This is a genomic window from Sphingomonas sp. GC_Shp_5, from assembly GCF_026540855.1.
GTDB lineage: Bacteria > Pseudomonadota > Alphaproteobacteria > Sphingomonadales > Sphingomonadaceae > Sphingomonas.
This window is the reverse complement of sequence record NZ_JALNUP010000001.1, coordinates 444,649-469,622: the sequence shown is the minus strand read 5'-3', so window position 1 is coordinate 469,622 and position 24,974 is coordinate 444,649. Positions and strand designations below refer to the sequence as shown.

The window sequence follows — 24,974 nt, the reverse complement described above, 5'->3', positions numbered from 1 at the left end:
GCATAACAGCACCGCCACTGAAGCCTCGGCATGCTGATCGCCCGGGCGCTGCTCGGCGTAGTGGCGCTGCTCGGCATCGGCACCGCGGCGGCGCCCGACGGCGCGCTGTCGGTACGCGTCAGCAACGTCCGCAACACCAAGGGGCAGGTGCATGTCGACGTCTGCCCGCAGGCGGCGTTCCTCAAGGATTGCCCCTATACGGCGGTGGCGCCGGCACATGAGGGCGTGACCGTCGTCACCCTGCACGGCCTGCCCGCGGGCACCTATGCGGTCCAGGCGTTCCACGACGAGAACAGCAACCGCAAGGTCGATCGCGCGATTTTCGGCCTGCCCAAGGAAGGCGTCGGCTTCTCCAACGACGCGCCGATCCGGATGGCGCCGCCCAAATGGGAGGCGGCGCGCTTCACGTTCGACGGCCACGGCCAGACCATCCAGCTGAAACTGAAGTATTTCCTCTAGCATGAACCTGTCCGCCGCCCTGGCCGGGCTGATCCCGCGGCTCGTCTCGGCGAGCATCCGCCGGCCCTGGCTCACCGCGCTGCTCGGCCTCGCGGTCGCAGTGCTGGCGCTGCTGTTTACCGCCAGCCACTTCTCGATGACCACCGACACCGGCGCACTGATCTCGCCCGATGTCGACTGGCGGCGGCAGGAGCGGGCGATGAAGCAGGCTTTCCCGCAGCTGAGCGACGTCATGCTGATCGTCGTCGACGGCGAGACCTCCGAGCTCGCCGAACACGGCGCCGCGACGCTGGCCACGAAGCTCGCCGCCGATCCGGGCCACTTCCAGCTCGTCCGCCGCCCGGACGGCGGCCCGTTCTTCGCCAGCGAAGGCCTGCTGTTCGGCTCGCCGGCCGAGGTGCGCAGCGCCACCGCGGCGCTGATCAAGGCGCAGCCGTTGCTCGGGCCCCTCGCCGCCGATCCATCGCTGCGCGGTGTCACCGTGTCGCTGTCGACGCTGCTCGACGGTGTCGCCGCGGGGTCGGCGACGCTCGCGCAAATCGATCGCCCGATGCGCGCGCTGGCCGGCGCCACCGATCGTTCGCTCGCCGGCAAGCCGGCCTTCTTCTCGTGGCAGGCGCTGTTCGCCGAGGGCGGCGGTGCGCTGTCCGCGCCCAAGCGGCGGTTGATCCTGGTCCGCCCGATCCTCGATTATGGCTCGCTGACCCCCGGCAAGGACGCCGCCCGCGCGGTGAGCGACGCCGCCGCGGCGTTGCAGCTCGATGGCGGCCATGGCGTCCGCGTCCGTCTCACCGGCGAGGTGCCGCTCGCCGACGAGGAGTTCGCCACGCTCCAGGAGAATATCGGCTTCGTCGGGCTGGTGATGGTCGCGGCCATGCTCGTCACCTTGTGGTTCGCGACCCGCTCGGTGCGGCTGATCGCCGCGATCATGGGCACGATCGTGGTCGGGCTGGTGGTGACCACCGCGGTCGGCATGGCCGCAGTCGGCCGGCTCAATCTCATCTCGGTCGCGTTCATCCCATTGTTCGTCGGCCTCGGCGTCGATTTCGGCATCCAGATCTGCGTGCGCTTCAACGCCGAGCGCGCCGACGGCGGCGATCCGGCCACGGCGCTGCGCCGCGCCGCCGCTGCGCTCGGCGCACCGCTGCTGCTTGCGGCGGGCGCGGTGTTCCTCGGCTTCGGCGCGTTCCTGCCGACTGCCTATGTCGGCATCGCCGAGCTTGGCGTGATCGCCGGCCTGGGCATGGTCATCGCGCTGGCGTTCAGCGTCACGCTGCTGCCCGCGTTGATCATGCTGCTGCGCCCGGGCGCGCCGGCCCGCGAGGTCGGTTTCGCGCAGCTCGCGCCGGTCGACCGATTCCTTGAGACCAGGCGGCGCAGCGTGCTGTGGGCGTTCGGCATCTCGATGGCGGTGAGCATTGCGCTGCTGCCGTGGGTGACGTTCGACTTCAACCCGCTCCACCTGCGCGATCCGCACGGCCCGGCGATGAGCACCCTCGCCGATCTCACCCGCGATCCCTCGCGCACCCCCAACACGATCGACATCCTCGCCGCCGATCATACCCAGGCGGTAAGCCTCGTGGGCCGGCTGTCGCACCTGCCCGAGGTCAAGCAGGTGATCTCGGTCGACAGCTTCGTGCCCGCCGATCAGCCCGCCAAGCTGGCGACGATTCAGGATGCGAGCGTGCTGCTCGATCTGACGCTCAACCCGTTCGACGTTGCGCCAGCCGCGACCGACCCCGAGCGGGTGGCCGGACTGCGCAGCGTCGCCGCCAAGCTGCGCGCCGTCGCGGACGGCGCGGACGGCGGCGACGCGCGGTCGCTCGCGGCCAGCTTCGAGCGGCTGGCTGCAGCGCCGGCGGTGGCGCGCGATCGAGTCGACGCGATGCTGTCGCAGCCGCTTGCCGTGATGCTCGATGGCGCTCGCGCTGCGCTTCAGGCGCAGGGCGTCACGGCGGCGACGCTCCCCGCCGGACTGGTTCGCGACTGGCGCACGCCGGCGGGCCAGTATCGCTTGTCGGTCTTCCCGTCGGGCGACGCCAACGACAATCGCGTGATGGAGCGGTTCCGCACCGCCGTCACCCGGATCGCGCCGCAGGCCACCGGACTGCCGGTCGCGACCCAGGCGGCGGCGTTCACCATCGCCGGGGCGTTCGTCCAGGCCGGCGCGATCGCGCTGGTGCTGGTCAGCCTGCTGCTGTTCCTGGTGCTGCGCGACGCGCGCGAGGTGGCGTTCACGCTGGCGCCGGTGGTGCTGTCGATCTTCCTGACGCTCGGCACCTGCGTGGTGATCGGCCAGCCGATCAACTTCGCCAACATCATCGCCTTTCCGCTGCTGTTCGGCGTCGGCGTCGCCTTCCACATCTATTTCGTCATGGCGTGGCGTGGCGGTGCCACCGGGCTGCTGCAGTCGAGCCTCGCGCGTGCGGTGCTGTTCAGCGCGCTGGCGACCGGTACCGCCTTCGGCAGCCTGTGGCTGTCGCATCATCCGGGCACCGCGAGCATGGGCAAGATCCTGATGATCTCGCTCGCCTGGACGTTGATCTGCGCCCTGGTGTTCGAGCCCGCGCTGCTCGGCCCGCCGCGGCGGGAGCGGGCGTAGGCGCTCAGCCTTGCGGCGTTGCGGGCGCCGCGGGATCCGCCAGCGGATCGGACAGTTCTGGCGACGTCACCGGGGCCGGGCTGGCCGCCGGCGCCGCTGACCCGGGCGCGGGTGTCGGCGCCGCCGGATCGTCGAGCGGGTCCGACAGCTCGGGGCTCGCCGCCGGCGCCCCGGCGCCGGAAGGGTCCGCGAGCGGATCGTCGAGTTCCGGCCCGGTCTTGGCCTTCTTGGCGCCCTTCAGCTGCTGGATCTCCGCGACCCGGTTCTGCAGGTACACCGAGCGCAACGTCGCATAGGGATCGACCGCGCCGGCGAACAGCGCGTTGAGGTCGTCGTCGGCCTCGGCACGGGCGTCGAGGCCGGAGATCACCCCCTTGGGGATCTGATATTCGAGCCGGTCGAACGGCGAGCCGATCGCGAGCGGCAGCACTAGCGCGTCGCCGCGACCGCCGATCAGGTCGCGCAAGGTGGTTGGCCCGACGAACGGCAGGAACAGATAGGGTCCCGGCTTGACGCCGTAGAAGGCGAGGGTGTTGCCGAGGCCGTTGTCGCGATGCGGCAGCTTCACGCCCGGGGTCTTGGCCATGTCGACCAGCCCGCCAAAGCCCAAAGTCGAATTGATCAGGAATCGCCCTGCCGTCTCGGCTGCCTTGCCGGGTTTCAGCTGGAGCAGATAGTTGAGGAAGACGATCGGTTCGCCGAGGTTGCGGATCACGTTGCGCAGGCCGCCGCGCACCACCTTCGGCAGCGCATGCTTGTAGCCCATCGCCGCAGGCCGGAAGAAGCGCCGGTCGAAGCCCTGGTGAGCGCGGAACATCCGCCGGTTGAAGCCCTCGAGCGGGTCACCCTTGGCATGGTGCGGGCGAACCGCGGCCGGCGCTGGCCCGACCACCACCGGCGCCACCGCCTGCCCGCTCGACGCGGCGACGGGCGCTGCCGCCAGCAGGGCAGGGAGCAACGCCGGCAACAGGATCATCTCAGTTGCCGCCCTTGGCGGCGAGATCGTTGAGGTGGCCGATCAGCGCCTTGGCGCCGCCGCTCTGCAGCACGCCGGCGAAATCGGAGCGGCGCGTGGCGAGCTGGCTGATCGAGTTGCGGTAGAAGACGTCGATGATCTTCCAGCTGCCGCCGCTCGCCCGCAGGCGATAGGAGAGGGCAACCGGTGCGCCCTTGCCGGCGAGCGTGGTGCGGACCAGTTTGTCGCCGCCACGGGCGTCGACCTTGGGATCGATCGTGAACGCCTGGCCGGACCAGCTGCTGAAGTTGCTGGCATATTGTGCGATCGTCATCCGCCGGAACGCAGCGACCAGCGCGGTCTGGTCGGTGGGGGCGATGGCGGTCCAGCCACTGCCGACCGCAAGCCGGGTCATCAGCGGCAGATCGAAGCTGCGGTCGATCACCGGGCCGATCTGCGCGGCCCGCGCGCTCGCCGGCTTGCCGCTCTTCATGATCGCCAGCAGGCCGTCGTCGAGCGCCTTGACGGATCCCTGGGCGGGATCGGCCTGGGCCAGCGCCGGGACGGGGGCAAGGACGGCGGCGAGCAGCAAAGCGGCAGAAAGCGGGCGCATGGCAATACCTTCGGAACGACGAAGGTCGTCGCTTACCGGCGCCGGCGGGCGAGGTCCAGAATGACCGAACCCATCGGCTACGACGCAACGGAAACGCTGTTTCCACAATATTGCCCGATTTTTGACTTTCGCGTGACACTGCCAGAGGTTAATTGCACTGCAACACCGGGGGCCTGGTCCGACGTCGAGTGCGGCGCGGCCGGACGGCGAGAAGGACGAGTTTCTGCTGACCATCGAATCCAAGCCCGGTCACGATGCCGACCCCGCGGCGGATGCCGCCACGGGTGCGACGCTCGAGATCATCCTCGCCCAGCCGCGTGGCTTCTGCGCCGGCGTCGTCCGCGCGATCGAGATCGTCGAGAAGGCGATCGAGCGCTGTTCGGCGCCGGTCTACGTGCGCCACGAGATCGTCCACAACCGCCATGTGGTCGAGAAGCTCCGCCGCAAGGGTGCGGTGTTCGTCGAGGACCTGACCGAGATTCCCGCCGGCGCCACCACCATCTTCAGCGCCCATGGCGTCGCGCGCAGCGTCCAGGAAGAAGCCAAACTGCGCGAGTTGCCGGTGCTCGACGCGACCTGCCCGTTGGTCACCAAGGTCCACATCCAGGGCCGCCGCTATGCCAAGTCGGGTCGCACCATCGTGCTGATCGGCCATGCCGGCCATGTCGAGGTGATCGGCACCATGGGCCAGGTCGATGCGCCGATGCACCTCGTCTCCACCCCTGAAGACGTTGCCGCGCTCGACATCCCGACCGACACGCCGATCGCCTATGTCACCCAGACCACGCTCAGCGTCGACGACACCCGCGGCGTCATCCTTGCGCTCCACGAGCGCTTTGCCGATGTCGAGGGGCCGGACGTGTCGGAGATCTGCTACGCCACCCAGAACCGGCAGTCGGCGGTGCGCGATCTGTCGCGCGTCAGCGACTTGCTGATCGTGGTCGGCGCCAAGAACAGCTCCAACTCGAATCGCCTGCGCGAGATCGGCGAGGAGATGGGGCTGCCGAGTTATCTGGTCGATGACGGCGACGGCGTGGATCCAGCCTGGCTCGAGGGTGTTGCAGCAGTGGGCATCACGGCCGGTGCGTCGGCGCCCGACGAGCTGGTCGACAGCGTCATCACTGCGCTGCGCCGGCTGCGGCCGGTGCGGGTGTCGCAGCTTGACGGCATCGAAGAGAAGGTCGAATTCGCCCTCCCGCTCGAACTCAGGCCCGCCCGCGCTCCGCGCGTCGCGGCCGAATAGGAATTATCGATGGGTCTCCCCCTCAGCCAAGTCGCCCGCATCGGCAGCTATGTCGTCAAGAACCAGATCAAGGGCGGCAAATATCCGCTGGTGCTGATGCTGGAGCCGCTGCTCCGCTGCAATCTCGCCTGCGCGGGCTGCGGCAAGATAGATTATCCCGATCCCATCCTCAACCAGCGGCTGAGCTATGACCAGTGCATGGCGGCGATCGACGATTGCGGCGCGCCGGCGGTGTCTATCGCGGGCGGCGAGCCGTTGCTCCACCGCGAGATGCCCAAGATCGTCCAGGGCTATATCGACCGCAAGAAGTTCGTCATCCTGTGCACCAACGCGCTGCTGATGAAGAAGAAGATCGACGACTATAAGCCGTCGCCCTTCTTCACCTGGTCGATCCACCTCGACGGTGACCAAGCCGCGCACGACAAGTCGGTGTGCCAGGACGGCGTCTACGACGTCGCCAAGGACGCGATCGCGCTCGCCAAGTCCAAGGGCTTCCGCGTCCAGGTCAATTGCACCGTGTTCGACGGCGCCGATCCCGCGCGCACCGCCGCCTTCTTCGACGACATGGAGGCCCATGGCGTCGAGATCACGATCTCGCCGGGTTATGCCTATGAGCGCGCGCCTGACCAGGCACACTTCCTCAACCGCGAGCGTACCAAGAATTTCTTCCGCGACGTGTTCTCGCGCGGCAACGGCGGCAAGGACTGGACCTTCACCAATTCGCCGCTGTTCCTCGACTTCCTCGCCGGCAACCAGACCTATGAGTGCACGCCCTGGTCGATGCCGCTGCGCACCGTGTTCGGCTGGCAGAAGCCCTGCTATCTCGTCGGCGAAGGCTATGTGCCGACGTTCGCCGAGCTGATGGAGGGCACCGACTGGGATCAATATGGCGTCGGCAAGTATGAAAAGTGCGCCGACTGCATGGTCCATTGCGGCTTCGAGGGCACGGCGGCGGCCGATTCGATCAAGCATCCGCTCAAGCTGATGAAGGTCGCGATGAAGGGCGTCCGTACCGACGGGCCGATGAAGCCCGACATCGATCTGTCCAACCAGCGCCCGGCCGAGCAGGTCTATTCGTCACACGTCGAGGCCGAGCTCGCCAAGATCAAGGCGGCCGATCCCACCGGCTTCAAGCGCGTCCAGCGCGCCGCGTAACGCGCCGAACGCCCGTTCCGCATCGATGCCGGTGCGGATCAGGGCGGGGAGCTGGGCCGGTGCCCGCGCGAGACTCGCGAGCACCGCGCCCAGCGCCATCCCGCCATCGGGCTTCATTCCCACCAGCGCCGCCGGCGGCAGGGTGCGCCCGGCATCGTCCGAGATCGCGCGGATTGCGGCGAAGGGCAGGCCGTGCGCCGCGGCGACCCGCGCGGCGACATGCGATTCCATATCGACCGCGAGCGCACCGGTGGCGGCGTACAGCTGCTGCTTGTCGGCCAGCGTCGCGGCGGGGACATTCTGGCCGACGATCGTGCCGACACGGGCGGTCGGCAGCAGCGCGTGGAGCCGTTCCACGAAGGGTCCCCGGCCTTCGTCAGCGGCCAGCGAGGCGATCACCACGTCGCCGACCGTCAGCTCCGGCGACAGCGCGCCCGCGAGCCCGATCGACAGCACCATCTCAACACCGTCATCCCGGCGATCGCTGGGATCTTCACCAGCAAGCGCCCTGCTCGCGGCACGAGATCCCGACCGTTGCTGGGATGACGATCTGATCGCCGCCGTCAGCGCCTGCTCCAGACGCGCCGCATCGCCGCCGCCGGCGACCGCCACCCAGCCCGCGCGCGCGATCAACCGCGCCTCGCGCTGCAATCCGCACGCGGCGAGGATCACATTCCGTAGCCCACGGCCTGGGTGTTGGAGCGCTTGAGGTTGCGATAACGCGCCATCGCCCACAGCGGGAAATATTTGGGATAGCCGTGGTAGCGCAGGTAGAAGACCCGCGGGAAGCCGCCGCCGGTATAATGCTCCTGGCCCCACAGCCCGTCGGCGTCCTGGTGCGCCGCCAGCCAGGCGATGCCGCGCTCGACCGCTTCACTGTCCACCTCGCCCGCCGCCATCAGCCCGAGCAGGGCCCAGCCGGTCTGCGATGCGGTCGACGGCGCCGGCGTGTAGCCGGTGTAATCGAGCGCATAGCTGTCGCAATCCTCGCCCCAGCCGCCGTCGCCATTCTGGATGCGCTTCAGCCAGCCGACCCCGCCCGCGACCATCTTGTGGGTCGGCGGCAATCCCGCGGCGTTGAGCGCGCACAACACCGACCAAGTGCCGTAGACGTAATTGACGCCCCAGCGCCCGAACCAGCTGCCGTCCGCCTCCTGCTCGCGATCGAGATAAGCGAGCGCGCGGGCCATCCGCGGGCTGTCGCACTCGCCGAGCTGCGCAAGCATCGAAACGACGCGGGCGCTGACATCGGCGGTCGGCGGGTCGAGCAGCGCGCCGTGGTCGGAGAAGGGCAGGTTGTTCAGATACTCATAGTCGTTGTCGGCATCGAACGCGCCCCAGCCGCCGCCGCGGCTCTGTAGGCCGACGGTCCATTCGACGCCGCGCTCGATCGCCTTGTCATAGCCGGGGCCGGCCTGTCCGCGCGCGCGGTCCATTGCCATCACCACCACCGCGGTATCGTCGACATCGGGATAATGATCGTTGTTGTACTGGAATGCCCAGCCGCCGGGGCGCACGTCGGGTCTCCACTCAGCCCAGTCGCCCTTGACGTCGAGCACCTGGCGCGGTGTCAGCCAGTCGAGCCCGCGCACCGCCTCGGCCTCGCAGCCGGCTTCCATCATCGCATGCGCGGCGAGCGCGGTATCCCACACCGGCGACACGCACGGCTGGCAATAGGCCTCGTCGTCACGGATGATCAGCAGATTGTCGACCGACGTACGCGCGATCGCCCGCGCCGGATGATCGGCCGGATAGCCCAGGCAATCGAACATCATCACGCTGTTCGCCATCGCCGGGTAGATCGCGCCGAGCCCGTCCTCGCCGTTGAGCCGCTCGGTGACGAAGGCGACGCATGCGTTGATCGCGCGCTGGCGCATCGCCCTGGGCCACAGCCGGTCGGCCGCCTTCAGCAATCGGTCGAGCCCGTGAAAGCCGGCGGTCCACAGCCATTTGGTGTCGGCCGCCTTGCTGCCGGGGCGCACCTTGCTGCCGGTGTAGAGCTCGTCGACCAGCACGCCCTTCGGGTTGCGCGCGACCGGCTTCAGCGCCGCGAGCACCAGCAGCGGCACCACCACCGTGCGCGCCCAATAGGACATCTTCGCGAGGTGGATCGGGAACCAGCGTGGGGTGAGGATCAGCTCGGGCGGCATGGTCGGCACCGTGCTCCACGGCCCGGCGCCGAACAGCGCGAGCTGGATGCGGGTGAAGACGTTGCTCGCCGCGGCGCCGCCGGCGGCGAGGATCGCGGCGCGGGCGCGCGCCATGTGCGGCGCTGCGGGATGGTCGCCGATCATCTTCAGCGCATAATAGGCCTTTACGCTGGCGCTGACGTCGAACGCGCCGGCGTGGAACAGGCCCCAGCCGTCATGCGCGGCCGACTGAATGCGGCGCAAATAGCGGCCGATCTTCGCCTCGAGCTCGGCATCGACCGGCTCGGCGAGATAATGGCGCAGCAGGACATATTCGGCCGGGATGGTGGCGTCCGCTTCCAGCTCAAACACCCAATGGCCGTCATCGCGCTGCTGCGCCGCCAGCGCCGCGGCGGCGCGAGCGACCGACGCCTCGACGGTGGGCAGCGAGGGAGAGGAAAGCGAACCGTGCATGCCGCTGCCGTTAGCGTGCCTGCCGCCCGCTCGCCAACCCCGCCGCGGTCTCGCCCGATCGCAGCGCACCCTCGATCGTCGCCGGCAGGCCGGTGTCGGTCCAGTCGCCGGCGAGGAACAGGTTTCGCCAGCGGGTGCGCGCCGGGGGTCGCTTGGCGTTCTGCTCGGGGGTGGCGGCGAAGGTCGCGCGCTTTTCCTTGACGATCTGCCAGCGCGGCATCGGCGCGTCGATCCGAAGCGCCGTGCAGATGTCCGCCCAGAAGGCGGTCGCGAGCGTTTCGCGGTCATGGTCGACGACATGCTCGGCGGCGCTCACCGTGACCGAGATGCGGTCGGGCAGCACGAACACCCATTCGGCGGTGCCACCGAATAGCCCGAGCATCGCCGGGGTGCCGGCCGGGAGCGACCCCGTCGGCAGCGCGAAATGGCCGTTGACGATGGCGCGATGCTCGTCGGGGATGGTCAGCCCCGGGACCAGCGCCGCGGTCGCCCAGGCGGGCAGGGCGAGGATCACCGCCTCGTCGTCGGCGACCGGCTGCGGCCCGTCGCCCCAGTCGAGCGTCGCCACCAGATCGTCCGCGAAACCGATGCCGCGCAGCCGCCGGCCGAGCGCCACCGCGCTGCCCTGCGCCGCGAGCCAGTCGAGCGCGGGATCGACGAACGCGGCGGCGAGGCTCGGCTCGGCGATCCGCGGTCGCATCGCCCGGCCGCCTTTGGCCACCGTCTCGCGCAGCACCGCGCCCGCGAGCCGTGCCGAGCTTTCCCCCGGCGCGGTGTTGAGCGCGGCGAGCAGCACCGGCTCGAGGAAACGGTCCCACACCGGCCCGCGGGTCGCGATCCGCGCGTCGATCCGCTCCTCGCGCCGGCCAAGCAACCTGGCGAGCGGCAGATAGTCGCGCGCGCGGCTGCCGGGCACGCGCCGGTTGCGGGCGAACACCCACCAGGCGAGGGGCCCATCGTTGATCCGCACCGTCCAGCGCTCGTCGGTGGCGAGGTCGCAGAAGGCGAAGTCGGCATGGTCGGGGCCGGTCAGCGGGGAGGTCGCGCCAATTGCGGCGCGGAACCGCGCCACCGCGGGATTGCCCGAAAGGACGAGATGGTTGCCATTGTCGATCAGCAGCCCGAGCTGCGGGTCGTGATAGGAGCGGCAGCGTCCGCCAGCCTGCGCAGCACCGTCGGCGATGGTCACCGCGATCCCTGCCTGGCGCAGCGCCACCGCCGCTGAGAGGCCGGCGAGCCCGGCCCCGGCAATCGTCGCCCGCGCGAAGCTCATCGGGTCAGGCTCAGCCGCAGCGCCGTCCACAGCAGGCCCGCCTTGGAGACCTTGACCCTCCGCCGCGGCGGCAGCCAGCCGACCTGCTCGGTGCGCGCCAGCACCTTGGCATAGGCCGCCGCCATCAGTCGTGGCGCGATCAGATGCCCCCTGGGCCGCGTCTTGAGGATTGCCTGCGCCTGCGCATAATGGCCGTGCGCCTCGGCCGCGAGCGCGCGGGCGACGACGTCGATGCGGCGATCGGCGATCACCTCGGCGGGGACGGTGATCGGGATGCCGGCGCCGGTCAGTTGCTCAAGCGGCAGGTAGACGCGGCCGATCGCGGCATCCTCGTCGATATCGCGCAGGATGTTGGTGAGCTGCAGTGCCCGGCCGAGATGATAGGCGAGCGCCACCCCCGGCCCGTCGTCCATCCCGAAGATCTTGACCGACAGCCGCCCGACCGCCGAGGCGACGCGATCGCAATAGAGATCCAGCGTCGCCGCATCGGGCCAGCGGATGTCGGCGGCGACGTCCATCGCCATGCCGTCGATCACCGCGTGGAAATCGGCGCGATCGAGCCCGAAGCGGCGCACCGCCTCGGCGACAATGATCGCCTGGCCCGGGTCGCCGCCCGCATAAAGCGCGTCGATGTCGCTGCGCCAGCGATCGAGCTGCATCGCGCGGGTGGCGCGGTCGCCCTGCTGGTCGTCGGCGATGTCGTCGACGATCCGGCAGAAGGCATAGACCGCGTACATCGCCTCGCGCTCGGCCTTGGGGAGCACGCGCATGCCCGCATAGAATGAGCTGCCCGCCACCTGCGCCTGCAGCGCCGCCGGGGTCGCCTTGGGGTTCATCGCCGCGCTCCCAGCAGGCTGCCGAGCCCGGCGGTGGCAGCGAGCCATGCCGCCTCGAGCTTGCCGTGATGGACGCGCTCGCTCAGCGGATCGCGGGTAAGCAGCCGCGCGGTCAGGCTCTCGGCGAGGCGCTGGATGATCGCGACCTCGGCCGCCAGACGGCGATCGCGGATCATCCCCGCGAACGGCGCGCTCTGCGCGAGCAACGCTTGCGTGCGCGCCGCCAGCGCCGCGATCGTCGCGCGCAGCGCCGGGGTGGCGGCGGGCGCCGCCAGATCCTCGACCCGCGCGCCTTGGGCGGCGAGCTCGTCGAGCGGCAGGTAGACGCGGTCGATGCTGCGATAGTCCTTGGCGCAATCCTGCAGGTGATTGATCACCTGCAGCGCCGCGCACAACGCATCGGAGGCCGGCCAGGTGGCGCGATCCTCGCCATGGACGTCGAGCACATAGCGCCCGACCGGCATCGCCGACACCCGGCAGTAATCGATCAGCGCGTCCCAATCCGGGTAGCGGTTGACGGTAACGTCGCGCTCGAACGCATCGAGCAGATCGTGGGCGTGGACCGGATCCAGCCCGCGCGCGGCGAGCACCGCGTGGAGCGCCAGCGCGTGCGGCTCGGCGCCCTCGCCGGCGAGCCCGCGACGCATCGCGCCGAGCAGCGCGAGCTTTGCATCGGGCGCAGCGGCGGGCGAATCGGCGATGTCGTCGGCGGCGCGCGCGAAGCGGTAGAAGGCCATGATCGGCGCGCGATGCGCCGGCTTCAGCAGCACCGAGGCGACCGGAAAATTCTCTTGGCGGTGGTCCTTGCCGGACGCGAGGTCGGTTGCGCTGGCCATCATTGCTGCGCCGCCTGGGCGCGTCCCTTCCACATGCCGCCGCGGCCTTGGCCGTGCTGCCACGCCGATAGCAAGGTGCAGCCGGCGTAGAAAGCGGCGATCAGCGGCAGCGCCAGGCTCCAGGCCGGCGTGCGGCGATAGACATGGAGCATCGGCAGGAACGACATCGCCATCAGCAGCCACGCCGCGGCGCCGAGCGCGCGCGCCAGGCCGGTGCCGAACACCGCAAGCAGCGGCGGCGCGGCGTAGACCAGCGCCATCCCCATCATCGTGCCGGCGAGCTTGAGCGGCGAGTAATCGAGCTGCGCATAGGCCGAGCGCGAGATCATCGCCGCGATCGGCGCGACCCCGTCATAGGGGCGGATCGAGCGCGAGCGCTCGGTCAGCCCCAGCCAGATCGGCGCCTCGCGCTTGATCAGCGCGCCGAAGGTGCAATCGTCGATCAGCGCGCCCCGGATCGCGGCGATGCCACCGGCGGCCTCCAGCGTCGTCCGCCGCACGAGCATGCAGCCGCCCGCCGCCGCGCCGGCGCCGCGGCCGTTCACGCGGCTGAACGGATAAAGCATCTGAAAGAAGTAGACGAACGCCGGGATCAGCGCGCGCTCGGCGAGATGATCGCAGCGCAGCTTCGCCATCAGCGACACCAGCCCGAGCCCGCCGCCCTCGGCGCGCGTCACCAGCGTGCGCAGCGTTTCGGGTGCATGCTCGATATCGGCGTCGGTCAGCCACAGATAGGTGGGCGTGCCCGCGGCGGCGATGCCCTGCGACACCGCCCAGAGCTTGCCGGTCCAGCCCGGCGCCAGCGGCTTACCCCGCATCGCCGTCACCCGGCCGCTCGCCAGCCCCATGGCGATGTCGCCGGTGCCGTCGCTGCTGCCGTCGTCGACCAGGATGATCCGGAACTCGCCCGGATAATCCTGCGCCGCCAGGCTGCCGATCGAGCGGGCGATGACATCCGCCTCGTCGCGCGCCGGCACCACCGCGACCACGCTCGGCCATGCCGCGGGGGCAGGGGGCAGCCCGCGGGTGTCGCGCTGGCGCGCCAGCCAGAAGCCGCCATGGCCGAGCACCAGATACAGCCAGATCGCGAGCGTCGCCGCGCCGATCCAGGTCGCCAGCGCACTCATCGGATCATCCCCGCGGCGCGGAACCAGTCGATCGCCTCGGCCACCGCATCGGTATAGGGGCGGGCACGGTAGCTGAGTTCGGCCTCGGCCTTGGCCGAGCTGTAGAACATCGTGTGCTTGGCCATGCGCAGGCCATCGAGGGTGAGGAACGGCTCCTTGCCGGTGATCGTCGCCAGCCGCTCATTGGCCCAGGCGAGCGGAAACAACGGACCGCGCGGCAGACGCACGGTGGGCGGCCGACGCCCTACCAGCCCCGCAATCGTGCGCAGCATCTCGGCCAGCGCCACGTCCTGGCCGCCGAGCACATAGCGTTCGCCGATCCGCCCGCGCTCCATGGCCAGCAGGTGGCCGTGCGCGACGTCGTCGACATGGACGAGGTTGAGCCCGCTGTCGACGAACGCGGGCATGCGGCCGTTGGCGGCCTCGACGATGATCCGCCCGGTCGGCGTCGGCCGCACGTCGCGCGGGCCGATCGGCGTGGAGGGATTGACGATCACCGCGGGCAGGCCGCGGTCGCGAACCATCGCCTCGACCAGCCGCTCGGCGACGACCTTGCTGCGCTTGTAGGCGCCGATCACCGTCTGTTCGGTGGCGGCACGGCGCTCGTCGGCAGCGCCGGCGGGGTCGGGCAGCAGGGTGGCGACGCTGCTGGTATAGACCACCCGCTCGACGCCCGCGGCGAGGGCCGCCTCCATCACCGCGGCGGTGCTCGCGCGATTGTTGCGGACGATCTCCTCGGGGTCGCGTGCCCACAAGCGGTAATCGGCGGCGACATGGATGACGCGGGTGACGCCGGTCATCGCCGCCGCCACCGCGGCTCGATCGCGCAGATCCGCCTCGACCAGTTCGCCGGGAAAATCGGCCAGGTTCGCGCGCGGGCTCGACGAACGCACCACGCCGCGCAGCTGATGGCCGGCGGCGGCGGCCGCACGGGCGACCGCGGATCCCAGGAAACCGGCGACCCCGGTGACGAGCGTGATAGGCGACGACGACTGCACGGACGTCCGCCTATACTGAGTTAACCACTGTTGCCAGACCTTGGCGCGCGGGCGTCGGCGCAGGCGGTCGACGCTGTCCTACACGCGGAGAGGAGCGTAACGTCGGCACCGGTGGCGTCGATCGCAGCGTGAAACGATCAACTGCCAGCGTTTCTCTGTGGATGACAACTTCCTCAACTTGTGCCCCACGCTACCGGGATAATACGGGGTTCGGCCGCCCCCACATCGGGCCCGGACTGCGACCCGCCAAAAGGACCGCCGATGCCAGACCCCATCAATGTCGCCCTGATCGGCTATGGCTATGCGGGCCGCACCTTCCACGCGCCGCTGATCCGCGCCACCCCGGGGCTTCATCTCGCCGCGGTGGTTTCCAGCCGGCCGGCAGCGGTGCACGCGGCGCTCGGCGACATCGTCGTCGTCGCCGACATCGATACCGTGCTCGCCGATCCCGCGATCGACCTCGTCGTGGTCGCCACCCCCGACGCGCTCCACGCCCGCCATGCCCTGGCCGCGCTGGACGCGGGCAAGCATGTGGTGGTCGACAAGCCGTTCGCCCTCTCGCTCGCGGAGGCCCGCGCCATGACCGGCCGAGCGCAGGACCGTGGCCTGACGCTATCGGTGTTCCACAATCGCCGCTGGGACAGCGACTTCCTCACCCTCCGCCACTTGATCGACCAGGGCGTGCTCGGCACGGTTACCCAGGTGGAATCGCACTTCGACCGGTTCCGCCCCGAGGTCCGCGACCGCTGGCGCGAACAGCCCGGCGCGGGGATCTGGCGCGATCTCGGTCCACATCTGGTTGATCAGGCGCTGCAATTGTTCGGCCCGCCGCTCGCCGTCTACGCCGATCTCGGCATGCAGCGTGCCGGCGCGGTGGCGACCGACTATTTTCACGTGCTGCTGCGCTACCCTCAGTTGCGCGTCATCCTCCATGCCAGCGTGCTGACGCCCGCCAGCTGGCTGCGGCTCGCGGTCCACGGCAGCCGCGGCAGCTTCATCAAATATGGCTTCGATCTGCAGGAGGCGGCGCTGGCGGCCGGACAGCCGGCGGCGGGCGAGGGGTGGGGCACCGATCCCGTGCCTGGCCAGTTGACCGTCATTGGCGAGGACGGCCTTCCGGCTGGAGCGACGCTGGAGACCGTCCCAGGCGATTATCGCCGCTTCTATGCCGGCATCCGCGATTGCCTCAACGGGGCCGGCCCCAATCCGGTGCCCCCGGATCAGGCACTCGCGGTGATGGCGGTACTCGACGCGGCGATCGCCAGCGCCGACCAGCAACGGGAAATCCTGTTAACACAATGATGATGGCGCCGGGCTCTCCGCCGCGATAGGCAGAAGCGTCCGTTCCGATCGACGTCGAGCGATCGGCAAGAACAAGCGGCATGGCGCCCGCCGCCAAGGCCGCCCGCGAAAGAGGGAACCCTGAATGACCCGTTGCCATGCCCTGCGCCTGTCGCTGAACCTCGGCGCTGCGCTGCTTGTCGGCGCCGCCATGACCTTGCCGGCCGTCGCCCAGACCACGAACAATGCCCCGAAGGCCGCCGCCGCTCCTACCGAAGGCCCCAAGGCGCGGCCGTGGATGGATGCCTCGCTCGCGCCCGAGGCGCGCACCGAGCTGATCCTCCAGCAGATGACGATTGCCGAAAAGCTGCAGCTCACCTTCAGCTATTTCGCGACGAAGGCCGATTGGCTGAAGTCCCCGACCAAGAATTGGGAATATCCCAAGGGCGGCCTGCCCGATTCGGCGGGCTTCGTGCCAGGCATTCCGCGGCTCGGCATTCCCAGCCAGTGGGAAACCGATGCCGGCGTCGGCGTCGCCAGCCAGCGCACGCCTACCCCGCGGCTGCGCACCTCGCTGCCCTCGGGGATCGCCACCGCCTCCACCTGGAATCCGACGCTGGCGCAGGCCGGCGGCGCGATGATCGGCAACGAGGCCTTCATGTCGGGCTTCAACGTCCAGCTCGCGGGCGGCATGAATCTGATGCGCGAGCCGCGCAACGGCCGCAATTTCGAATATGGCGGCGAGGATCCGCTGCTGTCCGGCACCATCACCGGCCACGAGATCAAGGGCATCCAGTCCGAGCACGTCATCTCGACGATGAAGCATTATGCCTTCAACGATCAGGAGACCAACCGCTTCATCATGGATCACCACATCGGTGAGCAGGCGGCGCGCCAGTCGGACCTGCTCGCCTTCGAGATCGCGCACGAAGTGGGCCGCCCGGGCGCGGTGATGTGCTCGTACAACCGCGTCAACGGCGCCTTTGCCTGCGAGAATGACTGGCTGCTCAACCAGGTGCTCAAGAAGGACTTCGGCTTCAAGGGCTATGTGATGACCGACTGGGGTGCCGCCCATTCGACCAGCGAGGCGGCCAATGCCGGGCTCGACCAGCAATCGGGCTGGGCATTCGATCGCTCCCCCTATTTCGCCGACGCGTTGCGCGAGGCGGTCAACAACGGCCATGTCAGCGAGGCGCGGGCGACCGATATGGCGCGCCGCATTCTTCATTCGATGTTCGCGGTCGGGCTATTCGATACGCCCGTCGCCGGCGATCGCGCCGCCAGCATCGATTATGCCGGCCATGCCGCGATCACCCAGGCCGACGCCGAGGAGGGCATCGTCCTGCTCAAGAATCGCACCGGCCTGCTGCCGCTCGCCAAGAGCGCCCGTTCGATCCTGGTGATCGGCGCGCATGCCGATGCCGGCGTGCTCTCCGGTGGCGGCTCGAGCCAGGTCTATCCGCACGGCGGCCCCACCAACGGCCTGGTGGTGGCGGACGAATATCCCAGCGGCTTCCCCGGCCCCAAGGTCTACCATCCCTCGTCGCCGGTGAAGGAGCTGCAGGCGCGCACCGGCGCCAGCGTCACCTATCTCGACGGCAAGGACGCCAAGGCCGCCGCGGCGGCGGCGCGTAAGGCCGATGTTGTGATCGTGTTCGGCGAGCAATGGACCGGCGAATCGATCGATGTGCCCGATCTCAGCCTGCCGAACGGCCAGGATGCGCTGATCGACACGGTCGCACGGGCCAACAAGAACACCGTGGTGGTGCTCGAAACCGGCGGCCCGGTGCTGATGCCGTGGCTGCCGCGGGTCGGCGCGGTGCTCGAGGCCTGGTATTCGGGCACGTCCGGCGGCGCGGCGATCGCGCGGGTGTTGACCGGCGAGATCAATCCGTCGGGCCATCTCTCTGCCACCTTCCCAGCGTCGGTGGCGCAGCTGCCGCGGCCCAAGCTCGAAGGCGACGTCAAGCTCGACAGCGACGCGCATCCGATGAGCAACTACGACATCGAGGGTGCGGCGATCGGCTACAAATGGTTCGACAAGACTGGCGCCAAGCCGCTGTTCCCGTTCGGCCACGGCCTGTCCTACACCAGCTTCGCGTTGACCGATCTCACCGCCGCGGCCGACGGGGCGGGGATCAAGGCGAGCTTCACGGTCAGGAACACCGGCGCGGTCCAGGGCAAGGCGGTGCCGCAGGTCTATGTCGCCGGTGCCGGCTGGGAGGCGCCGCGCCGGCTCGGCGCCTTCACCAAGGTCGATCTCGCGCCGGGCGCGAGCCAGCAGGTCTCGGTGTCGATCGACCCGCGGCTGCTCGCGACCTTCGACGTCGCCTCGCACAGCTGGAAGATCGCCGCCGGCACCTACACCGTCAGCCTCGCCGCCTCGGCCGCCGAGTCGGTCGCGTCCACCAAGGTCCAGGTCGCTGCGGCGACGCTGCCGGGCAGCGCGCGCTGAGCGGCTGACGCGCATGCCTGCGGTGGCACAATCGCCGCCGCAGGCATATGCTAGCGGGGCCGGCACTTTGCTGGCAGATCGGTTGCCTGACAGCGGAGTGACAGGCAGGTGAACTTTTCGGACTTCGACTCGATGGGATATGGCGGCGTCACCGCCGACGAGCGGGCGGTGCGGCTCGGCTCCAGCCTGTCGGGCACCAATCTGGCGCGGGCCGGCGATTACAACCAGCGCCTGGTGCTGCAGGTCATCCGCCGTCATCCGGACATTACCCGGGTCGAGATCGCGGCGCTGACCAATCTCACCGCGCCGACCATCGCCAATATCACCGGGCGGCTGTTCGAGGCCGATCTGATCGTCGATGCCGGCCGGCGCACCGGCGGCCGTGGCCAGCCCGCAGTGCGGCTGCGGATCAAGCCCGATGGTTGCTTTGCGATCGGCCTCAACATCGATCGCGACCATGTCACCTTGGTGTCGCTCGATCTTGCCGGCAACGTTCGCTCGCGCTTCACCCGCCAGGCCGCCTTCGCCATGCCCGAGGATGTGGTGGCGATGATCCGGGCCGGTATCGCCGAGATCCGTCGCACCGGCGCCATCGCGATGGACCGCGTGCTCGGCGTCGGTGTCGCGCTGCCTGACGATCTTGGCCGCGTCGCGCTGCCGCATCGGCCCGACGGCTATGAGCGCTGGAGCGAGGTCAACCTTCAGGCGCTGCTGGCCGACGTGGTGCCTTGGTCGATCCACATCGACAATGATGCCGCCGCCGCGGCGATCGGCGAGGCGCAGTTCGGCAGCGGCCACGATCATGCCAGCTTCTTCTACATCCTGGTCAGCGCCGGGCTCGGCGGCGGGGTGGTGATCGACGGTGCTTATTACCGCGGCGCGGGCGCGCGCAGTGGCGAGATCGGCTTTCTGCCGCTCAACGGCGGCGGCGGTGAGGGCGAGGGGCGGGTGCTGCAGGACGTGGTGTCGCTGTCCGCGCTCGCCGAGCGGCTCGAAGAGGCGGGCGTGATGCCACCTGATCTCGATCCGCTCGAGCCATTCCCGCCGAGCTTTGCTGGCCCGGTCGCCGCCTGGGTCGACGAGGCGTCGAGCGCGTTGGTGCCGGCGATGATCGCGGTCAACTGTCTGATCAACCCGGCAGCGGTGCTGGTCGGCGGGAGGCTTCCCGATGGCGTGCTCGATAGCCTGTCCAGCGAGACCTACCGCAAGCTGCTCGAGGCGGCGCCCGCCTTGCCCGCCGCTGCGCCGATGCGCCGCGCCACGCTGTCGCGTGACGCGCCGGCGGTAGGCGCGGCGATCCTGCCGTTCCTCGATCGCATCCTCCCGTCGGACGCGATTCTCATCAAGAGCTGAGATCCGTCGCGATTCTTTTCTGATTCTTTCTGCCAGGCCGCGTCGTTAACCATCAGAATTGCTGATCAATTTGGGTCGATTGCGACCACCCGCCGATCCCGGCTGTTTCCCGATCAAGTGTCAGAAAAACACAAGAGGAGGACTGATATGGGGGCCATGCTCGGCGGGAAGTGGAAGCCGCAACGGCTCGGCTTCGCTGTGGCGGAAGACGGTCAGGTAGATGTCGCCGCGGCGGCGCGGGCGACGGTGGCGATGCGCCGCCATCTCGGTGCGTCCCTGCCCGAAGGTTTCCTCTACGATCCGGTGTTCGACATCCTGCTCACCCTGTGTGTCGCCGAGGCCGATGGCCGGTCGATGCACGAGGACGACCTCTGCCAGATCACCCAGGCAGCCCCCAACAGCACCCGCCGCTGGATCGCCGCGCTGCTCGGCGCTGCGCTGATCCGCGAGGAGGGCCGCCGCTTTCATCTCACCGAACGCGCGCGAGCCATAATCGAGCAGGCCCTGTCCGACCATGCAACGCCGCCACCGACGCCGCATGGCCGCCGTCAACAGGAGGCGGGTTTGCGCGGCGGCGGGTAGCTGCACGACAACGTGATCAAACCAAGTATTGATCATAATGGGCGATCTAGAACGAAGCGACCGCTTCTTTCTAGATCGCCATAAAGCGTTTGAGAATAAGTATATCGATGGAAGAGTGTTCATAAACCTAGGCTGGTTGTGAACGGCAGTACTGATGCATTCCAATCTGGATGCGATAGAAAACGCGATATTTACTGGCAGTTAACATCCTGGAGCCGATTTTATCATCAAGGACGCACGCTGCGCCCCTGGATAATCATCAGCTGAAAGGGAGTGACCGTGAAGAACAATCTGAGGGACGGCGTCAGCCGCATCGCCACATCGTGGATGCTCGCACCGGCCGCCATCATCGGCGCCGGGCTGGTCACGCCGGCGCCTGCCGAGGCACAATTGCTGTGCCTGCCGGGCACCGGGATCAATATCCTCTGCTCGACCAACCCTGTTGTGGCCGATCCGGCTAATCCCGGCGCCCCGGTCCCCACCGCACCCGTGCCGATCCTCGGGCCGGCCGTGGTGACGTTGCTCGCCGGCGTAAATTCCAACACCGGCATCGATCTCACCACCATCGGCACCGGCGCCAACCTGACGCTGACGCCGGTCGCGACCGCGGTGGTAAACACCGTCAACCAGCCCGCGCTGGCGCTCACCGCCGGCGGCGGCATCGATGCCCGGATCACCAGCCTCGTCACTAGCGGCACCGGTGCGACCGGCGCGCTGCTCCGCGCCGTCGACGACGTGCTGTTCACCGTCGACGATGTCGTCTCCACCGTCGGCGACAATGCGCCCGGGATCGACATCCAAGGCGGCCGGGTGACAGTCAACGCCACCGACATCCTCACCGCCGGCAACAATTCGAACGGCGTGCAGCTCGTGACGTTGTCTGGCCCGGCGCTGCTCACGGCAGACCTGATCGACACGTCGGGCAATCTCTCCACCGCGGCGCTGGTCCGCGCCGCCGGCAACGTCGATCTCGACGTCGGCGTGCTGCGCACCGCCGGCGGTCAGGCACTGGGGTTGGACATCGCCACCGATCCGGCCGCCTGCGTGCTGCTCGGCAACGGCGGCTGCAGCGTCACCGCCGCGGCGGACCAGATCACCACCAACGGCTTCGGCGGCATCGGCGCGCTGATCACCGCCGCCGCCCCGGTCGCGCTCAACATCGGCGTGCTTCAGACCAACGGCGACCAGGCCGCCGGGATCAGCCTCGCCGCCGATCCCACCGCGTGCGCGACGCTTGGCGTTGGCGCCTGCGACAGCAACTTCACCGTCGGCAGTCTCATCACTAATGGCGCCGACGCGCCGGGGGCGCTGATCCGCGCGGCGGGCAATGTCACCGGCTCGATCGACCTGCTCCAGACCAATGGCGCCCGCGCCATCGGCCTCGATCTCGCCTCCGATCCCGATGCCTGCGTGCTGCTCGGCGCCGGCGCCTGCGGCAACGCCTTCAACATCGGCCAGCTCACCACCTCGGGCGTCGGCGCCACCGGCATCCTTGCCCGCGTCGTCGGCCCGACCACCGGTCGCATCGGCCTGCTGGAGACGACGGGAGATGGCGCCAACGGTATCGACATCGCTGCCGATCCGGCCGCCTGCGTGCTGCTCGGCAGCGGCGCCTGCGACATCGACCTCGCCGCCGATCGCGTCACCACCACCGGCAATGGCGCACTCGGCGTGCTGATCAACGCGCCGGCCTCGATCCTCGCGACGCTCGGCGCGGTCAGCACCAGCGGCGACGATGCCACCGCGGTCAGCATCATCACCAATCCCGCCGTCTGCCTGGTGCTCGGGCCGGGTGCCTGCGCGGTTGATGTCGTCACCGGTCCAGTCGACACCGGCGGCGATAATTCGGATGGCGTCAACGTCGATGGCGGCAACGATCCGGTCACGGTTGGCACCGGTGACGTCACCACCGGCGGCGACGAGTCGGACGGCGTCGAGGTGATCGGCCAAGGCCCGATCGATGTCACCACTGGCGACGTCACCACCGGCGGCGATGGATCCACCGGCGTGATCGTCGATGGCGGTGCCGGCCCGATCACCGTCGTCACCGGCGACGTGACCACCGGCGGCAACGACTCCGACGGCGTCGACGTGAGCGGCGAAGGCCCGATCGATGTGTCCACCGGCGATATCGCCACGGGCGGCGACGGCTCCACCGGCGTCATCGTCGATGGCGGCGCAGGGCCGATCACCGTTGTCACCGGCGATGTCACAACCGGCGGCGAAGGTTCGCCGGGTGTCGACGTCAGCGGTGATGGCACGATCAATGTCACCACCGGCGACGTGGCCACCGGCGGCACCGGCTCGACCGGTGTTGCGGTAGCCGGTGGCACCGGGCCCGTCACGGTCTCGACCGGCGACGTGAGCACCGGCGGCACCGATGCGACCGGTGTCGCGGTCACCGGCACCGGACCCGTCACCGTCTCGATCGGCGACGTGGCAACGGTCGCCGACGGCTCGGCAGGCACGGTGATCGGCGGCGGCGACGGCCCGATCAATCTGACTTTCGGCGATATCGTTACCGCCGGTGCGGATGCGCGCGGCGTGGATGTCGCCGGCAACGGGCCGATCACCGTCGCCGGATCGAGCATCACCACCAGTGGTGACCGGTCGGACGGGCTCGTCATTGCCGGCGGCGCCGGTCCGGTGGCGGTCACGGTCGGCGCGGTCACCACCGACGGCGCCGATGCCGATGGCATTGCGGTCGCCACCACCGGCGGCGATCAGTCGATTACCGCGGGGCCGGTGACGGTGCGAGGCCCGCGCAGCAACGGCATCCTCGCCAATGCCGCCGGGTGCAACACGGTGGCGATCACCGCGTTCGGCGCCATCACCGCCACCCAGGGCACCGGCATCGCCGCGACAAGCGGGTGCGGTGTGACGATCACGACCGCCACCGGTGCGGCGATCTCCGGCCAGGCGGCAGGGATCGACGTCACCTCTGGCACCGCGGCGAAGATCACGCTCGGCGATGTCGTGCAGGCCACCGCCGGCCCTGCGATCAACGCCGATGGCGGCCCGGCAACGATCACTGTGGCCAGCACCGGCCGGATCAACGGCTTCGTCGATCTCACCGACGGCGACGACACGCTGACCAACAACGGCACCTTTGCCGCAGCGGGCGACAGCGCGTTCGGCGGCGGCACCGACAGCTTCGTCAACAACGGCCTGTTCGCCGTCCGCCCGGGTGCGACCGTGGCAGGGGCGGTGACGCTGGCCGGGCTGGAGAATTTCAGTAACAGCGGGCTGGTGGAACTGCGCAACGGCGTCGCCGGCGACACGCTGACCCTGCCGGGCAACTTCGTCGGGACCGGTGTCAGCACCGTAGGCATCGACGTCGCGGTCGGTGCCGCAGGGGCCACCGCCGATCGGCTGGTGATCGGCGGCGCGGCGACGGGCAGCACCGTCGTCACGCTCCAGGCGATCGGCACCAACCCCGGCGTGCTCGTCAACAATCTGGTGGTGGTGGATGCCGGCGCCGGCAGCAGCCCGACGGCGTTCAACCTCGCCGGCGGGACCGTCGTCGACGGATTGATCGGCTATTCGCTGGTGTTCGATCCCACCGCGGCGACCTACGGCCTCTACGGCACCCCCACCGGCCAGGCTTATGAGTTCGTCAAGCTCGGCAGTGGCGCTCGCGAGGTGTTCTATCGCGGAAGCGATGCCGTCGCAGGGCATCTGCAGACCGTCCGCGATGCCACCGCGGGCAACGCCGACACTCCGCGCCGCGGTTCGGCGTTCTGGGCGCAGATGTTCGGCTCGGTGGATCGCAACCGCGCGAGCCAGAGCTTCACCGCCTTCGGCCAGTCGGTCACCGCCGATCTTGCTCATAAGCAGGATTATTACGGCGGCCAGTTCGGGCTCGATCTCGGCAGCTTCGGGCGCAGCGGCGCGGTGTTCGGCCTCACCGGCGGCTATGCCAGTTCGACGCTCGGCTTTGTCGCCAATGCCGATCGGTTCGGCTACCAGTCGGTCAACGGCGGCGCCTATGCCGGTCTCAATGCGGGGGTCTTCTTCCTCAACGTGCTCGGCAAATACGAGCATTATTGGATCGACGTGCGCATGCCCTCGAACGGCATCCGCCAGAAGATCAACGGCAACAGCTATGGCGGCATGGCGCAGGCAGGCTTCCGCTTCGGCAGCGACCGCTTCTTCGCCGAGCCCAGCGTCGGGGTGGACTATGCCCGCTCGTCGATCGACCGGATCGATCTAGCGCCGACCACGCTCGACTTCGGCGACACCAATGGCCTGCGCGGCAAGGCCGGGCTGCGGATCGGCTCGACGATGACCTCTGGGGTGACGACGACCAGCTTCTACCTCAAGGGCGAGGCGATCCACGAGTTCAAGGGCCGCGATCGCGTCACCTTCTCGAACGGCGGCTACGATCTCGGCTTCGCCAACCCGCGGCTCGACACCTACGGCCGCGGCACGGTCGGCGTCACGATCAACACCGGCGCACGGGTGGCAGGCTTTCTCGAGGCGTTCGGCGACGTCGGCGACGACTATAAGGGCGGCGGCGGCCGCGCGGGTCTCTCGATCAAGTTCTGATCGATCCCGATCCTCAGGGCGTCCGGCAGATCGCCGGGCGCCTTTTCGTGTCCGC

General features: G+C 69.3%; 19 protein-coding genes. 9 read left to right on the top strand and 10 right to left on the bottom strand.

Annotation, left to right across the window (positions count from 1 at the left end):
• Positions 1 to 30: 30 nt before the first annotated feature.
• Positions 31 to 459, top strand: coding sequence for a DUF2141 domain-containing protein (locus OXR60_RS02210; protein ID WP_267393560.1), 429 nt, complete (start codon positions 31 to 33; stop codon positions 457 to 459).
• A 1-nt stretch (position 460) separates the two neighbouring features.
• Positions 461 to 3,061 (top strand): MMPL family transporter, encoded by a 2,601-nt coding sequence (locus tag OXR60_RS02205; protein WP_267393558.1) that lies wholly within the window; start codon positions 461 to 463, stop codon positions 3,059 to 3,061.
• A gap of 4 nt (positions 3,062 to 3,065) precedes the next feature.
• On the opposite strand, the gene OXR60_RS02200 is transcribed toward OXR60_RS02205, so the two are convergent.
• The 3 genes from OXR60_RS02200 to OXR60_RS19940 form a co-directional block, all read right to left on the bottom strand.
• Positions 3,066 to 4,037, bottom strand: coding sequence for a VacJ family lipoprotein (locus OXR60_RS02200; RefSeq protein WP_267393556.1), 972 nt, complete (start codon positions 4,035 to 4,037; stop codon positions 3,066 to 3,068).
• A 1-nt stretch (position 4,038) separates the two neighbouring features.
• Positions 4,039 to 4,629, bottom strand: a complete 591-nt coding sequence (locus OXR60_RS02195; protein WP_267393554.1) for an ABC transporter substrate-binding protein — start codon at positions 4,627 to 4,629, stop codon at positions 4,039 to 4,041.
• A gap of 148 nt (positions 4,630 to 4,777) precedes the next feature.
• The gene (locus OXR60_RS19940; RefSeq protein WP_267393552.1) at positions 4,778 to 5,044 is read right to left on the bottom strand and encodes a hypothetical protein; all 267 of its coding nucleotides are present in this window, start codon (positions 5,042 to 5,044) and stop codon (positions 4,778 to 4,780) included.
• Here OXR60_RS19940 and ispH point away from each other — a divergent pair.
• Both ispH and hpnH read left to right on the top strand, forming a co-directional pair.
• Positions 4,928 to 5,872 carry a 4-hydroxy-3-methylbut-2-enyl diphosphate reductase gene (ispH, locus tag OXR60_RS02185; RefSeq protein WP_267393616.1) on the top strand — a complete coding sequence of 315 codons (945 nt, stop codon included), beginning with the start codon at positions 4,928 to 4,930 and terminating at the stop codon, positions 5,870 to 5,872. The genes OXR60_RS19940 and ispH overlap by 117 nt on opposite strands.
• Positions 5,873 to 5,881: 9 nt before the next feature.
• Positions 5,882 to 7,027 carry an adenosyl-hopene transferase HpnH gene (hpnH, locus tag OXR60_RS02180; RefSeq protein ID WP_267393550.1) on the top strand — a complete coding sequence of 382 codons (1,146 nt, stop codon included), beginning with the start codon at positions 5,882 to 5,884 and terminating at the stop codon, positions 7,025 to 7,027.
• On the opposite strand, the gene OXR60_RS02175 is transcribed toward hpnH, so the two are convergent.
• The 7 genes from OXR60_RS02175 to hpnA are packed head-to-tail and all read right to left on the bottom strand — an operon-like array spanning position 6,950 to position 14,700.
• Positions 6,950 to 7,699, bottom strand: a complete 750-nt coding sequence (locus OXR60_RS02175) for a phosphorylase (protein ID WP_267393548.1) — start codon at positions 7,697 to 7,699, stop codon at positions 6,950 to 6,952. The two genes, hpnH and OXR60_RS02175, sit on opposite strands and share 78 nt — an antisense overlap.
• Positions 7,696 to 9,630 (bottom strand): squalene--hopene cyclase, encoded by a 1,935-nt coding sequence (shc, locus tag OXR60_RS02170; RefSeq protein ID WP_267393546.1) that lies wholly within the window; start codon positions 9,628 to 9,630, stop codon positions 7,696 to 7,698. Before shc ends, OXR60_RS02175 begins: the two co-directional genes overlap by 4 nt.
• 10 nt (positions 9,631 to 9,640) lie before the next feature.
• Positions 9,641 to 10,903, bottom strand: a complete 1,263-nt coding sequence (gene hpnE, locus OXR60_RS02165; protein WP_267393544.1) for a hydroxysqualene dehydroxylase HpnE — start codon at positions 10,901 to 10,903, stop codon at positions 9,641 to 9,643.
• Positions 10,900 to 11,739 (bottom strand): presqualene diphosphate synthase HpnD, encoded by an 840-nt coding sequence (gene hpnD, locus OXR60_RS02160; protein WP_267393542.1) that lies wholly within the window; start codon positions 11,737 to 11,739, stop codon positions 10,900 to 10,902. The genes hpnE and hpnD overlap by 4 nt, the downstream gene beginning before the upstream one ends.
• A complete protein-coding gene (gene hpnC / locus OXR60_RS02155) occupies positions 11,736 to 12,578 on the bottom strand; it encodes a squalene synthase HpnC (RefSeq protein WP_267393541.1) in 843 nt (280 codons plus the stop codon). Before hpnC ends, hpnD begins: the two co-directional genes overlap by 4 nt.
• The gene (locus OXR60_RS02150; RefSeq protein WP_267393539.1) at positions 12,575 to 13,702 is read right to left on the bottom strand and encodes a glycosyltransferase; all 1,128 of its coding nucleotides are present in this window, start codon (positions 13,700 to 13,702) and stop codon (positions 12,575 to 12,577) included. The genes hpnC and OXR60_RS02150 overlap by 4 nt, the downstream gene beginning before the upstream one ends.
• Complete coding sequence (gene hpnA, locus OXR60_RS02145; RefSeq protein ID WP_267393537.1) at positions 13,699 to 14,700, bottom strand: hopanoid-associated sugar epimerase; 1,002 nt, start codon at positions 14,698 to 14,700, stop codon at positions 13,699 to 13,701. The genes OXR60_RS02150 and hpnA overlap by 4 nt, the downstream gene beginning before the upstream one ends.
• A gap of 261 nt (positions 14,701 to 14,961) precedes the next feature.
• Here hpnA and OXR60_RS02140 point away from each other — a divergent pair, with 261 nt between their 5' ends.
• The 5 genes from OXR60_RS02140 to OXR60_RS19935 all read left to right on the top strand — a co-directional run bounded on the left by OXR60_RS02140 (position 14,962) and on the right by OXR60_RS19935 (position 24,919).
• Entirely contained in the window at positions 14,962 to 16,002 is a 1,041-nt protein-coding gene (locus tag OXR60_RS02140; RefSeq protein ID WP_267393535.1) for an oxidoreductase, read from the top strand.
• 124 nt (positions 16,003 to 16,126) lie between these two features.
• Complete coding sequence (locus tag OXR60_RS02135) at positions 16,127 to 18,436, top strand: glycoside hydrolase family 3 C-terminal domain-containing protein (protein ID WP_267393533.1); 2,310 nt, start codon at positions 16,127 to 16,129, stop codon at positions 18,434 to 18,436.
• Between the two features lie 108 nt (positions 18,437 to 18,544).
• Complete coding sequence (locus tag OXR60_RS02130) at positions 18,545 to 19,789, top strand: ROK family transcriptional regulator (protein WP_267393531.1); 1,245 nt, start codon at positions 18,545 to 18,547, stop codon at positions 19,787 to 19,789.
• Between the two features lie 147 nt (positions 19,790 to 19,936).
• The gene (locus tag OXR60_RS02125; RefSeq protein ID WP_267393529.1) at positions 19,937 to 20,371 is read left to right on the top strand and encodes a hypothetical protein; all 435 of its coding nucleotides are present in this window, start codon (positions 19,937 to 19,939) and stop codon (positions 20,369 to 20,371) included.
• 279 nt (positions 20,372 to 20,650) lie between these two features.
• A complete protein-coding gene (locus OXR60_RS19935) occupies positions 20,651 to 24,919 on the top strand; it encodes an autotransporter domain-containing protein (RefSeq protein ID WP_267393527.1) in 4,269 nt (1,422 codons plus the stop codon).
• Positions 24,920 to 24,974: the final 55 nt, after the last annotated feature.